At 68.1% G+C, this 13673-nt stretch carries 12 protein-coding genes; 4 read left to right on the forward strand and 8 right to left on the reverse strand.

Translation table 11 applies throughout. The features are described 5' to 3' along the window. Positions 1 to 126 precede the first annotated feature (126 nt). The 5 genes from OHS03_RS33720 to pdhA form a co-directional block, all read right to left on the reverse strand. Entirely contained in the window at positions 127 to 1500 is a 1374-nt protein-coding gene (locus OHS03_RS33720) for a uracil-xanthine permease family protein (RefSeq protein WP_328659600.1), read from the reverse strand. A gap of 85 nt (positions 1501 to 1585) precedes the next feature. After that, on the reverse strand, positions 1586 to 2353 hold the full coding sequence (locus OHS03_RS33725) for a hypothetical protein (RefSeq protein ID WP_328659602.1): 768 nt from the start codon (positions 2351 to 2353) through the stop codon (positions 1586 to 1588). A gap of 32 nt (positions 2354 to 2385) precedes the next feature. After that, positions 2386 to 3708, reverse strand: a complete 1323-nt coding sequence (locus tag OHS03_RS33730) for a dihydrolipoamide acetyltransferase family protein (RefSeq protein WP_328659604.1) — start codon at positions 3706 to 3708, stop codon at positions 2386 to 2388. Between the two features lie 14 nt (positions 3709 to 3722). Next, positions 3723 to 4697: an alpha-ketoacid dehydrogenase subunit beta gene (locus OHS03_RS33735; protein ID WP_062984416.1), complete on the reverse strand. Its 975-nt coding sequence runs from the start codon at positions 4695 to 4697 to the stop codon at positions 3723 to 3725. Continuing rightward, positions 4694 to 5776 (reverse strand): pyruvate dehydrogenase (acetyl-transferring) E1 component subunit alpha, encoded by a 1083-nt coding sequence (pdhA, locus tag OHS03_RS33740; RefSeq protein WP_328659606.1) that lies wholly within the window; start codon positions 5774 to 5776, stop codon positions 4694 to 4696. The genes OHS03_RS33735 and pdhA overlap by 4 nt, the downstream gene beginning before the upstream one ends. Positions 5777 to 5948: 172 nt before the next feature. Here pdhA and OHS03_RS33745 point away from each other — a divergent pair, with 172 nt between their 5' ends. Then, a complete protein-coding gene (locus tag OHS03_RS33745) occupies positions 5949 to 6443 on the forward strand; it encodes an Lrp/AsnC family transcriptional regulator (protein ID WP_328659608.1) in 495 nt (164 codons plus the stop codon). Positions 6444 to 6456: 13 nt separating this feature from the next. Here OHS03_RS33745 and OHS03_RS33750 read toward each other — a convergent pair whose 3' ends face one another. Beyond that, entirely contained in the window at positions 6457 to 7659 is a 1203-nt protein-coding gene (locus OHS03_RS33750; RefSeq protein ID WP_328659609.1) for a benzoate/H(+) symporter BenE family transporter, read from the reverse strand. A gap of 262 nt (positions 7660 to 7921) precedes the next feature. On the opposite strand from OHS03_RS33750, the gene OHS03_RS33755 reads away from it, so the two are divergent. Then, positions 7922 to 8728: a sulfurtransferase gene (locus tag OHS03_RS33755; RefSeq protein ID WP_425972085.1), complete on the forward strand. Its 807-nt coding sequence runs from the start codon at positions 7922 to 7924 to the stop codon at positions 8726 to 8728. A gap of 16 nt (positions 8729 to 8744) precedes the next feature. Here OHS03_RS33755 and OHS03_RS33760 read toward each other — a convergent pair whose 3' ends face one another. After that, on the reverse strand, positions 8745 to 9431 hold the full coding sequence (locus OHS03_RS33760; protein WP_328659613.1) for an HNH endonuclease family protein: 687 nt from the start codon (positions 9429 to 9431) through the stop codon (positions 8745 to 8747). 89 nt (positions 9432 to 9520) lie between these two features. Continuing rightward, positions 9521 to 9883, reverse strand: coding sequence for a hypothetical protein (locus tag OHS03_RS33765; RefSeq protein WP_056817960.1), 363 nt, complete (start codon positions 9881 to 9883; stop codon positions 9521 to 9523). Between the two features lie 199 nt (positions 9884 to 10082). Here OHS03_RS33765 and OHS03_RS33770 point away from each other — a divergent pair, with 199 nt between their 5' ends. Both OHS03_RS33770 and OHS03_RS33775 read left to right on the forward strand, forming a co-directional pair. After that, entirely contained in the window at positions 10083 to 12911 is a 2829-nt protein-coding gene (locus OHS03_RS33770) for a DEAD/DEAH box helicase (RefSeq protein WP_328659616.1), read from the forward strand. Then, complete coding sequence (locus OHS03_RS33775; protein WP_328659618.1) at positions 12911 to 13660, forward strand: SWIM zinc finger family protein; 750 nt, start codon at positions 12911 to 12913, stop codon at positions 13658 to 13660. The genes OHS03_RS33770 and OHS03_RS33775 overlap by 1 nt, the downstream gene beginning before the upstream one ends. Positions 13661 to 13673 lie beyond the last annotated feature (13 nt).

Genomic DNA, 13673 nt, shown 5'->3' on the forward strand with positions numbered 1-13673 from the left:
GATCGACGGGACGGGCGCGAACCGCCGACTGCGTCGGCGGACCCTCCTCGAGGTCGGGTCGTTCGGGGCTGGGAATGACGTCGTGGCAGGGAGTGGATACGGTCGGGACTCGTTCTTTCGGCTCGATCAGGCGGTGACGGCGGGTTTCGGGGTGCTGGGCAGGGGTGGCGGTGGCGGTGGTGTGGTCGTGGCGCGAGCGAGGGTGCCCAGACGGGTGTGGTTGAAGACCAGGTTGAGCAGGAACGCGGTGGCCGCGCCGAGGGTGACGCCACTGTCGAGAAGGATCTGGGCCGAGGTGGGGAACTTGTCGAACATGTCCTTGGTGAACACCGGTAGCAGGCCGATGCCGATGGCGGTCGCCGCGACGGTGGCGTTGACCCGGTCCGTCAAGTCGGCTTTGAGCAGCGTGGTGACGCCGACAACGGCGACCGTCGCGAACAGCACCAGACCGACCCCGCCGACCACCGGTTTCGGAATCACCGCGACCACCTCGCCGATGCGTGGCACCAGCCCGAGCACCACCAGGATCGCACCGCTCACCGCGGTGACATACCGGCTGAAGACCCTGGTCGTGGAGACCGCGCCGACGTTCTGGTTGAAGATGGTGTCGACGAACGCGGTGAAGATACCGCCGAGCACGCCCGACAGGCCGTCACCGACCAGGCCGCGCGCGAGATCGCCTCTGCTGAGCGGTTTGCCGGTGATCTCGCTGATCGCCAGCATGCTCGCGGTCGACTCGGCGAACACCACGGCCATCACGATGCTCATCGCCACCACCGCGGTCACCGGGAACTGCGGTGACCCGAAGTGGAACGGCTGCGGGATGCCGATCCAGTCGGCGGTACCGACTCCGGCGGTGTTGATCAGACCCATCGGCAGCGCGATCACGATGCCCGCGACCAGCGCGATCAGCACGCCGAGCTGCGACCACACGCCGCGTCCGAGGCACACGAAACCGACCGCGATCAGTACGACCACGGCGGCCAGTCCGATATTCGACGGCGAGGCGAAGCTCGACGACTTCGGATCGGTCCCGATGATGAGGCCACCGGCGACCCCGATCAGCGATACCCCGACCACGGTGAGCACGGTCCCGGTGACCAGCGGCGGGAAGAACCGCACCACCCGCGCGAACGGCCACGCCAGTGCGACACCGACCACACCGCCGATCAGCATCGACCCGTACACAGCGTCGAGCCCGTATTCCTTGGCGATCAGGATCATCGGGTTGAGCCCGACGAACGTGGCGCCACACACGATCGGCAGTCGCGCACCGGCCAGCTTGCCCACGCCGAGGCTCTGCACCAGCGTGATGATGCCCGCGACCAGCAGATCAGCACTGATCAACAGCGCGATCGTCGCCCGGTCCAGCCCGGCGGCCGCACCGAAGACCAACGGTACGGTGATGCAGCCGGTGTACATGATCAGGACGTGCTGAATGCCGAAAGCCAGTTGCCGAGCGAACGGCAGCCGGGTGTCGACGGGATGTGCCTCACTCATGTAACAGGTTGTAGTCCCCGTTTTTTACCGTGAGTGAGCACCGTGTTTCGTCGGCGTTGCGGGTCGGATATATCACCCGGTGGGTTCAATACTGCTGGTAACCGCCCTGCGGGTAGCTCGGTCGCTGCTGTGCCGCCCGGATCCAACGCCCGGTCGAGCCGGCTGCGGCGAGGCAAAGGATCAGCGTCGCGACCCCGGCTTGGATCAGGCCGATGGTCACACCCGCGACCGAGCTCACCGCGGATCCGAGAGTGAATACGAGGGAGACGAGACCGCCGAGCGCGGTGAGTGACGCCAGGATGATGATGATCACTCGGCCGGCCGATTTGCGGAGGAACAGCAGGATCGCGCCGATGAACCACAGCGCGGCGACGATGGCTCCGATCGCGAAGTAGGTCATCACCAACGAGGAGAGGGGCACGGACTCACGCGTGAAGCTACCGTCCGACGTCTGCACCAGCGGGCCGGCGCTGTTATCCCCCAGAATCCCGTAGCCGATCGCCAACCCTGCCCCGCCTATCAACGAAAGCAGCAGGGCGAGAACAGCTGCGGTGATCGCGGTGCCCCCGGTAGCGGGTGGTTGGGGATAGCCGTAGCCGGGTGCGCCGGGGCCGGGCGTTCCGTATCCGGGGGCGCCGTAGCCCGGCACAGGAGCTCCGTACCCGGGAACGCCAGGGCCCGGTGCGCCGTACCCGGGAGCTGCTTGGCCATACGGGTTGTAGCCCTGCTGACCGACCGGCGGATAGCCCTGACCTTGTTGCGGCCCATACGGATACCCCATGACGTCCCCCCAGTTCTCGGCTGCGTCTGCCGACAGTCGTTCGAGCGGTGGCCAGTCAGGTCGGACACGCACCGCCCCGCACTATACGGTGATTTCCGGCGCTCTCAGATGCGGCTGAGCAGGGTCAGCGGGTCCTCCAGGAAGCCCGCGGTGGTGGCGAGGAAGCGGGCGCCGAGTTCGCCGTCGACCATGCGGTGGTCGAAGCTGAGGCCGAGGGTGGTGACCCAGCGGACAGCCAGCTCGTCACGGAAAACCCAGGGGCGCTTGCGGATCGCGCCGATGCACAGGATCGCGGCTTCACCCGGATTCACCAGGGGGACGCCGCTGTCGACGCCGAAGACCCCGACATTGGTGAGGGTGAAGGTACCCCCGCGCAGGTCGTTGGGGGTGGCGTTGCCGGAGCGGGCGGTGTCGGCCGCCCAGGTGATCTCGCGGCACAGTTCGCGCAGGCTCAGCGCTTGCGCTTCCTTGAGATTGGGCACCATCAGGCCGCGATCCGAGGCGACCGCGATCCCCAGATTCACATAGTGCTTGGTGACGATTTCCTGGTTCTGCTCGTCCCACGCGGTATTGATCCCCGGGTACTCCGCGATCGCCGCCAACGTGGCCTTGGCGACCAGGGCCAGGGGCGTGAGGGTGAGGTTTTCGAAGGACTTCGTCGTGCGCAGGTGGTCGAGCAGTTCCATCGAGGCGGTGCAGTCGACGGTGACGAAGGTGCTGGCCTGCGGAATCGTGCGCGAACTGGCCTGCATCGCGGCGGCGGTGCGTTTGCGGATACCCGTGATGGGAGTGCGTTCTTCGCGGGCGGTCGGCTCGATCAGCCCATCGGCATCGGTGACGTGGCCGTTCGACGGCCGTGCCGGCGCGATGTCACCGAGGCGGGCGGGGGTGCGCGGCTGTGTCACGGGCACGGCCGAGCGCACGTCGTCGACCGTGACCGCGCCCTCCGGCCCCGAACCGGCGACGAACCACAGGTCGATGCCGAGTTCCTTGGCCAGCTTGCGTGCCGCGGGGGTAGCCGCCGCACGATGGGTGCTCGGCGTGCTCGCCGCCATCGACGGCGTGGCTTTCCTTCTCCGCGAGGTCGATTCGGCCTCTGGGCCGTAGCCGACCAGCACGTCCGTGCGGGGCTCGGCGGTCGGCGGCGCCGTCACCTCCAGGTCGTTGCGCACCCGGATCAGCGGCGCGCCGACCGGCACGGTGTCGCCGGGCTCGGCCAGCAGTTCGACCACGACCCCGGAGAACGGCGACGGCAGCGCCACCACCGCCTTCGCGGTCTCCACCTCGGCGATGGTCTGGTTCAGTTCCACCGTGTCGCCGACCGCGACGGCCCAGGAGACCAGGTCGCCGTCGGCCAGTCCTTCGCCCAGGTCGGGGAGGCGGAACTCGAGAACATGACCGTCGTCGTCGGCGGCTGGTTCCGGCACGAGGGCACCTTTCATCACGCGGTCAGGCAGCGGTCGACCGCCGCCAGAATGCGGTCGGGGTCGGGCAGGTGGTGCTTTTCGAGCTTAGCCGGGGGGTAGGGGATGTCGTAGCCACCGACGCGCAACACCGGCGCCTCGAGGTGATAGAAGCAGCGTTCGGTGACGCGGGCGGCGATCTCGGCGCCGAGCCCGGCGAATACGGGCGCCTCGTGCACGATGACCAGCCTGCCGGTCTTGACCACCGACTCGGCGATCGTGTCGACATCGATCGGCGAGAGACTGCGCAGGTCGATCACCTCGAGCGAATGTCCTTCCTCGGCAGCGATCTTCGCCGCGGTGAGCGCGGTGGCGACGGTGCCGCCGTAGGCGACGACGGTGGCATCGGCGCCGCGGGTACAGACCCTGGCCTTGTGCAGGGGCAGATCCGGTTCGCCTTCGAAATCTACGTCGGCCTTGTCCCAATAGCGACGTTTGGGTTCGAAGAAGACCACGGGGTCGTCCAGTGAGATGGCCTGGCGAATCATCGAATACGCGTCGGCGGGCGTACTCGGTGATACAACGCGAAGGCCCGCGGTGTGCGCGAAGTACACCTCGGGCGACTCCGAATGGTGTTCGACCGCGCCGATGCCGCCGCCGAAGGGAATGCGGATCGTCAACGGGGCCTTGATCTTTCCGCCGGTACGGTTGTGGATCTTGGCCACCTGGGAAACGATCTGGTCGAAGGCCGGGTAGACGAAACCGTCGAACTGGATCTCCACCACGGGCCGGTATCCACGCAAGGCCATCCCGAAAGCCGTTCCGACGATGCCGGATTCGGCCAGCGGCGTGTCGATGACGCGGTTGTCGCCGAAATCCTTCTGCAGGGTGTCGGTCACGCGGAACACGCCACCGAGTCGACCGATGTCCTCGCCGAGCAAGACGATCTTGGCGTCGTCTTCCATCGCGTTGCGCAGGCCGGTGTTGAGGGCGGCGGCGAAGGTGGTGATCATGACTGCGCTCCTTCGGCGAGGTAGACCGAGAGCTGTTGGCGCTCTTCGGTCATCAGCGGGTGCTCGGTCGCGTAGACGTTGTCGAACATCCGCTCGGGATCGGGGTCGGGCATCTCGATCGTCGCGGCGCGCAGGCGGCGGGCGACATCGTCGGCCTCGTCGGTGACCTGCTGGGCGAGCTCGGGGGAGAGGTGGCCTTCGCGTTCGAGGAGCAGTCGCACGCGGTCGATGGGGTCGCGCCGGGCCCAGTACTCGGTGTCGGCGGCGGTCCGGTAGCGGGTGGGGTCGTCGGCGGTGGTGTGCGGGCCCATGCGGTAGGTCATCGCCTCGATGAAGGTGGGGCCGCCGCCGGTGCGGGCGCGTTCGACAGCCTGCCGGGTGACGGCGAGGACGGCGAGCACGTCGTTGCCGTCCACCTGTACGCCCGGGATGCCGTAGCCGTCGGCCCGGCGCACCAGTGCGACGTTGCTCTGAACGGTGACGGGTTCGCTGATCGCCCAATGGTTGTTCTGACAGAAGAACACCACCGGCGCGCTCCACGCCGCGGCGAATCCCAGCGCCTCGGCGATATCGCCGGTGCTGGTCGCGCCGTCCCCGAAGTAGGCGATGGTCGCGATGTCGGCGCCGTCGAGGTGGGCGGCGTAGGCGTAACCGGTGGCGTGCAGGCCCTGGGAGCCGACGACGATGTTGGCGTTGGTGATGTTGAACTCGGCGGGGTCCCAGCAGTGGTGGGAGGCGCCCCGCCACAGGGCGGTGAGTTGCTCGGGCGGCACGCCACGGCAGTAGGCGACGGCGCTCTCGCGGTAGGAGCAGAAGACGTAGTCGTCGGGGTGCAAAGCGTGTGCCGAGCCGACCTGCGCGGCCTCCTGACCCAGCAGCGGCGGCCACAATCCGAGCTGGCCCTGGCGTTGCAATGCGGTCGCTTCGACGTCGATCCGGCGGGTGACGACCATATCCCGATACAGCTGCCGCAATCGCGCCGCATCGATATCGGCCACCAGCGCGGCGTGCGCCTTGTCGAACACCCGACGGCCGTCGGGCTGCACCAGCTGGACCGGGTAGGTCTGCTTCTGCGACATCGTGATCGCCTCCTCGTCACCCTGCCTTGTGAGCCGATGCAAGTACGCCACGCCGCTGAGTGCGATGTGTATCACTTCAGCATCCCCCATAACGCGGTGTGCGCAAGTGATGCGCGCACAAATGAGCAGAATGCATGGTCCGTGGGGTCCCCGCGCTGTCATACTGCGTTGTATGACCACTGGCGAACCCGACGGCGTGACACTCGACGCCACCGACGCGCGGCTACTGCGCGAACTGGTCGCCAACCCACGGGCCACCGGGGTGGAGCTCGCGGCGCGCCTCGGCCTGTCGCGCAACACCGTGCAGGCCCGTCTGGCCCGATGGGACAGCGGTGGGGTGCTCGGCAGCTTCGAACGCCGGGTGGAACCCCGCGCCCTCGGCTACCCACTGGCAGCGTTGGTCGCGGTCGTGGTCGACCAGCACCGACTCGACCCCGTGGTGGAGGACCTGGCCGACGTCCCCGAGGTCACCGAGGTCTGTGGCATGACCGGCGCCACCGACCTCACCGTCCGCATTGTCGCCCGCGACGCCGACGACCTCTACCGCATCGCGGGCCGAATACTGAAGATCCCGGGTGTGGAGCGCACCAACATGGCTCTGGTCATGCGCGAACTCGTCGGCCCCCGAACCGGCCCCCTACTCGACCGACTGGCCGACCCGGACTGAACTCCACGAACCGTCAGGTGCCGGTGGGCAGGAAGCGGCGGACGACGAGGCCGGCCACGAGGGCCCAGAAGGCGCCGCCGATGCCGAACAGGGTGGTGCCGGAGGCTGCGACGAGGAAGGTCACCAGGGCTGCCATGCGATCGGTGGGATCGCTGAGAGCGCCGGTCAGGGCAGCGGCGAGGGTGGCGAGTAGGGCCAGACCCGCGACGGTTTCGATGGTGCCCGCGGGGGCGGCGGCGATGACGGTGACCAGGGCGGCGGATGCGAGCCCGAGGGCGAGATAGGCGGCGCCCGCGGTGGCCGCGGCGATCCACCGGCGTTTCGGGTCCGGGCTGGCGCTGGGGGCGGCGGCCAGGGCGGCGCTGATGGCGGCGAGATTGATCGCATGGCCACCCGCCGCGGCGCCGAGGATGGTGCCGATACCGGTGACGAGCATGGCGGGCCGCCACGGCACCTGGAAGTCGAACGAGCGCATCACCGCGACGCCGGGGATGTTCTGTGAAGCCATGGTGACGATGTAGAGCGGGACGGCGATGCCGATGATCGCCTGCCAATGCCATTGGGGGACAGTCCATTGCACCGTCGGAACCATGGCGGACAATTCCAGATGCCGGTTGTTGACGACGATGTCGATGCCGGTGCCGACGGCCGCCGTGGCGAAGGCGACGAGCACGGCCCATTTGGGCGCGAACCGTTGCAGGACCAGCCACACCACGATGACCGGGACGACCACGGCGGGCGAGGTGCGCAGCGCCTGCACCGGCGCCAAACACAGCGGCACGAGGACACCGGCCAGCATCGCCTGGGCGATCGGCACCGGAATCGCGGCGACCAGCGACCCGAGCCGCTGCCACAGCCCGGTGATCACGATCAACACGCCGGTCACCGCGAAGGCCGCGACCGCGCCTGGCCAGCCGCCCGCGACAAGTCCCGTGCTCGCGAGCAGCGCGGCGCCGGGTGTGGACCAGGCCAGGGTGATCGGGATCCGGTACCGCGAACTCAGCAGCAGGATGCCGATGCCCTGCGTGAAGCACAACACCAGCAACCCCGACGCCGCCTGCGCCGGACTGGCCCCCACCGCGCGCAAACCACTCAGCACCACCGCGAACGAACTGGTGAACCCGACCAGTGCCGTGATCGCGCCCGCGCCGAGAGGCTGCGCGATTCCCGCCGGTTCATCGGCGATATCAGGGGAAGTGGTGGAGACCTGCGACATTGTGCCGATATTGCCCGATGAATCCGCCCTCGTCGCCTACCAGTCCCGCGAAAGTGGACTGATTCATCAGCACCGCTCGTCGGTCCAGTTCTCTCCACCGGCCTCAGCGGACCTCGGGTCGTGAGGGTGCCCGTAGTGACCGATGGCGCGGAGAGAGGGCGGGAAGGGACAAGTCCCATGCCGTCGGGCGGCACGGTGCGTAAGGTGGCGGGAACTGTTTCGCAGGTGGGGGCCTCGGTAAGGAGTGAGATTGGACGCGGTGTTGATTTCGTCGGCGGAGCTTCGGGAAGAGCTGGCGGACAAAGCGATTCATCTACTCGATGTGCGGTGGGCACTGGGTGATCCGAATGGGCCGCAGCACTATCTCGACGGGCATATTCCGGGCGCTGTGTTCGTCGACCTGGAGACCGAACTGGCCGCAGCGCCGTCGCCTGCCCGCGGCAGGCATCCGCTGCCTGAGCCCGCCACCTTCGAGAAGTGCGCGCGCAGTTGGGGATTGAGCGATGGCGAGCCGGTGGTGGTCTATGACGCGACCGGCGCGACGGCGGCCGCGAGGGCATGGTGGCTGCTCCGGTGGGCGGGTGTGGACAACGTGCGCATCCTCGACGGCGGGCTGCCCGCCTGGATCGCGGCCGGTGGAGAACTCGCGACCGGCGCCGAAACGGACCCGGTCGGCGGTGACCTGGTGGTTCGTCCCGGCGGGCTGCCGGTGATCGACGCCGATGCCGCCGCGAAGTGGCCGGGTGTGCTGCTCGATGCGCGAGCCGGCGAGCGCTATCGCGGCGAGGTCGAGCCGGTCGACCCGCGACCGGGACACATCCCTGGCGCGGTGAGCGCGCCGACCGCCGAGAATCTGGATGGCACAGGACATTTCCGCAGCGCCGACGACCTGCGTGCTCGTTTCGCGGGATTCGGCGAAGGTCCGGTCGCGGTGTATTGCGGATCTGGCGTAACCGCCGCCCACCAGATCGCCGCCTTGGCCGTCGCGGGCATCGACGCCGTGCTCTACCCGGGCTCGTACTCGCAGTGGTCCAACGATCCGAAGCGGGCCGTGGCCACCGGGGCGTGAGCGCTGGTGCCAGCCCTCACGGACAGCTCCGGGCGATGTCGTGGAGAGCGGCATTGTCGGCGGCGGTGATCGGTAGGTCGTAGTCGACCGCGACGGTGAGGTACTTCGCCGCGTAGAAGCAGTGGTTGGGCCGAGCGGGTGGGAGCCATCCGGACGGAGTGTCGTCGCCTTTGGACTGGTTGGTCGAGGCGCCGGTGGCCAGGAGGTTGATCGCGAGATCGTTGGCGAAGCGGCGGCGTTTGTCGGCGGTCCAGGTTGCCGCGCCCATGTCCCAGGCGGCGGCCAGCGGGTAGACGTGGTCGATCTGGATGCGGCCGCCGTCGGACTTGCTGAAGGCGATGTCGGTGCCGGTGTAAGGGTCGGTGAGGATGCCTTCCACGACCACGCAGCGGCCGCGATGGACGACCTGGCGCAATTGGAGGGCCAGGACGTTGTTGCGGGTGTCGCAGCCGTCGTGGCTGCCGGGGGCGTCGGAATCATCGGTCCAGGCCGGGCCGAAGACACAGGCCTGGCCCGCCTTGCAACCGCGTTCGTAGCCGCCCGGTCGAGGACGCGAGGCGATGACCCGCACCGTGTCGAGCAGGGCGGTGACCTCGGCGCGCGTCGGGCTGCCGGGAGCGGGAGTGACCGGCTCAGTCGGCCCGATCACCCCGCACCCGGCTATCGCGAGCACCAGCACGAACAACCCCGCCGCTTTCCCCATACCCGCAGGTTGTAGTCGGTGGCACCGACAATTACCGCTGATGGGTCAGTTCTGGGCGGGCGAGGCCGTATTTCGCGGAGAGGACCGACCTATAACCAGGCTCGGGCCAGCAGGTCGTCGGCGGCGAGGCCACTGGCGATCGGCGGGAAGCGCGTCGCCGCGATCGAGGAGACATGGGCGCCGTCGTGGCCGACCAGCCAGGAACCGCCACGCTCTTCGCACTCGGCGATCTTGGCGAAGACGGTGAGCAGGAAGGTGATGGATTCCCGGGGGTCGATGGTGTGGGCCAGGCGCTGGGATTCGCCGGGCCGGGACAGATCGAGCCAGACGCCGGCTTGGCCGTCCAGGCGCATACCGAGGATTTTCGTGGTGTCGATGAAGGTGAATTTGCGCCGTTCCCAAGGGGTGTTGGGTGTGTAGCTCTGCTCGAGAACCTGGAGCAGAATCGTCATCGCTGCCCTCCGCACGAATTACAAGGGGTCATCGGCCGAACCGGATCGAGTCCGGCTCGCCTGGGTGAGTATGGAGTTGTCGCCGGTGGGTGTTCCGGCCCATGACCAGGGGTTATTTAATTATCCGCTCGTTGCGGCGAGAAATCCAGGGGTATGGCGGCTGTGATCGGTGTCGGTGCCGCCTGCTTGGATGGTGCCCATGCTGCACGGTCTGTGGTCCCCCGAATCGGGCCTACTGCTGTGGCACGACGCGGAGCCGGTCGCCGTGGGGTCGGTGCTCGGCGACATCTTGGACCGCGCCAGGTTCCGGCACCGCGCCGAGGTGTTCGTCGTCGATGCCGAGGGGCAGTCGGGCACCGCCGAGGTTCGCGCGCACGCGCTCGCGCCACCGACGGCGGCCGTCGTGCTGCGCAGCCGACTCCCGCGCGAGAACATCTCGGGCGATCTACGGTTCCTCGCGCACGTCGCGCGCGGCATCGAACGGTGGGTGCGGGCCGGACGGGTGGTGCCCCAGATCGAGCGGGCCGACGGTCAGTGGTGGGTGCGCTGGCGGCTGGTCGGCGGACAACGTCAACGGGCGTGGCTGGCCGAGCTGGCTGCCGCGATGCCACCGGCGCTGCGGGTCGCCGGTCCGCCTGCCGCCGTGCTCGATGATCTGTGCACGCATCTCACCGACCCGATCGCCCGCGAATATCTCACGCACCGCACGATGACCCACCCGCTGCTGGCCGCGTTGATCGCCGACACTCCGTTGGAAGTCGGCTCCTACCGACTGTCCGAAACGCTGACGCAGTGGCGCGAAGGCTATGCCGCCGACGAGCCGGAACTCGTGCTGCGCCTGTGCGAACCCGACGGCGAATTCGGTACCGCCGACGAATCGGTGGCGCTGTGGCGGCTCCAGGTATGCCTGCGCCCGGTCGACGACGCGCCCAAACCCATTGTCTTCGACGATGATCCGGTGCTCGTGCGAACAGCGGCGGAGAAACTCGGCCAGGCGCGCAAGGCCTACCCGCGCCTGCGTGACCTGCCCACCGATCCGCGTGGCCTCGACCTGCTGCTCCCCACCGAGGTGGTAGCCGACCTGGTGGCGCACGGCGCACATGCCCTGCAGGAAGCCGGAATTCGACTACTCCTGCCGCGCGCCTGGAACATCGCCGAACCGAGTATGCGGTTGCGGGTGAGCAGTCCCGCCGCCGCCGAATCCACTGTCGGACTCAGCGGGCTGCTGTCCTACCGCTGGGAATTGGCGCTGGGCGATCTGGTGCTCACCCCCGCCGAGATGCACCGGCTGATCAGCAGTAAGTCCGACCTGGTCCAGTTGCGCGGCGAATGGGTGCAGGCCGACCATCGAGCACTGGCCGCCGCCGCCCGTTATGTCGCGCAGCACGCCGACGACAGCCCGATCACCTTGGCCGACATGATCGGTGAACTGGCCGCCGAACGGGTCGACAATGTCCCGGTCACCGAGGTCACCGCCGACGGGTGGGCGGCCGAATTATTCGCCAGGGAAAGCGAACCCGAGCCGGTTCCGGTGCCGGTCGGCCTGAAGGCTCAGCTGCGTCCGTACCAGGAGCGAGGGCTGAGCTGGCTGGCCACCATGAGTCGACTGAACTGCGGCGCGATCCTCGCCGACGACATGGGCTTGGGCAAGACCGTGCAGGTCCTCGCACTGCTGGTCCATGAGCGTGAGGCCGGCCTGGCAGGCGTGCGACCGACGTCGACGGGCGAGTCGGTGGTCGGACCGACGCTGCTGGTGTGTCCGATGTCGGTGGTCGGCAACTGGCAGCGGGAAACGCAACGGTTCGCGCCCGACCTGCGCATGCTCGTGCACCACGGCCCCGGGCGGCTCACCGGTTCGGAATTCGCTGCGGCGGTGGCAGATTCGGACCTGGTGATCACCACCTACGCACTGCTCGCCCGCGACGTCACCCTGCTGAGCGAACAGCAGTGGGAGCGCATCGTGCTCGACGAAGCGCAGCACATCAAGAACGCGGTGACCAGGCAGGCACGCGCGGCCAGGGCGCTGAAAGCGCGACATCGGCTGGCGCTCACCGGAACTCCGGTGGAGAACCGCCTGGAAGAACTGCGCGCCCTGTTCGACTTCGCCATGCCGAAACTGCTCGGCAGCCCGCAATCGTTTCGCGCCAAGTTCGCGGTGCCGATCGAACGTGAGCGTGATCAGCAAGCCATCGACAGACTGCGCTTGATCACCGATCCGTTCGTGCTGCGCAGGCTCAAAACCGATCCGACGGTGATCAGCGACCTGCCGGAGAAGCTGGAAATGACGGTGCGGGCCAACCTCACCGTCGAGCAGGCCGCGCTCTACCAGGCCGTTGTCGACGACATGCTGGACAAGCTCAAAGACGCGAAAGGCATGGCGCGCAAGGGCGCTGTGCTCGGCGCGCTGACCAGGCTCAAACAGGTCTGCAACCACCCCGCGCACTACCTGGGCGACGGGTCGCCGGTCCTGCGTCGCGGCGGGCACCGCTCGGGCAAGCTGGCGCTGGTCGAGGACGTGCTCGACGCGGTACTCGCCGATGGCGAGAAAGCCCTGCTCTTCACCCAGTTCCGCGAATTCGGCGATTTGATCCTGCCCTATCTCACCGAACGATTCGGCACCCCGATCCCGTTCCTGCACGGCGGTGTGGCCAAGCAGCGCCGCGACGACATGGTGACCGGTTTCCAAGGCGACAACGGCCCGCCGCTGATGTTGCTCTCGCTCAAGGCGGGCGGCACCGGCCTCAATCTCACCGCCGCCAATCACGTGATCCACCTGGATCGTTGGTGGAATCCGGCAGTCGAGAACCAGGCCACCGACCGCGCGTTCCGGATCGGCCAGCAGCGTGCGGTGCAGGTCCGCAAGCTGGTGTGTGTCGACACCATCGAGGAGCGGATCGACGAAATGATCAACGGTAAGAAGCAATTGGCCGATCTGGCCGTCGGCGCGGGGGAGAACTGGATCACCGAGATGAGCACCGACGAACTGCGCGAGCTGTTCACCCTCGGCGCCGAGGCGGTGGGCGACTGATGGCCGACTTCAGCCAGTTCGGTCCGCGTAAACCGGTCCGCGGTGGAGCCCAGGCTCGCGGCGGTTTCGGGCGGACCTGGTGGGGCAAATCGCTGCTCGACGCGGTGGAGAAAGTGGCCGACGCGGGCAGGCTCTCGCGCGGACGCACCTACGCCAGGGTCGGACAGGTGGTGAACTACCGGATCGAACGCGGTGCGGTGACCGCCGAGGTCCAGGGCAGTCAACCCAGCCCCTTCACCTCGGTGCTGTCGATCCGGCCACTGCGCGAAGACGAGGTCGACCTGCTGCTCGCCGAGATCAGGGAGGCGCCCGGCATGCTCGCCGAGATCGCCTCGGGCGCGCTCCCACCCGCGCTCGGCCCGCACCTGCTGCCGACCACCGCCTCGGAGCTGGACTTCACCTGTAGCTGCCCGGACATGGGCTGGCCGTGCAAGCACGTCGCCGCGGTCTGCTACCTGCTAGCCGAGCGTCTCGACGAACAGCCGAGCGAGATCCTCACCCTGCGCGGACTCGACCTGGACACCCTCATCGGTGGCGTCGAGAGATCGGCGCACACCGCCGATTCCGATGACCCCTACGGCGACGAACTGGTCCTGCCCGAGCTGCCCCGCGTCGAATTCCACGCCGTGATCGACGATCTCGACGCGATCCCGCTGCGTCGCGCGCTTCGGATGTCCACCGAGGACGAGCCGACCGCGGCAACGGGACTACGCGAATTGCGCTCGCTCTACACCGAATTCGACACTTGAGTTGAGCTGGGTG

Source organism: Nocardia salmonicida, assembly GCF_036142455.1.
In the GTDB taxonomy this organism is placed as follows: domain Bacteria; phylum Actinomycetota; class Actinomycetes; order Mycobacteriales; family Mycobacteriaceae; genus Nocardia; species Nocardia salmonicida.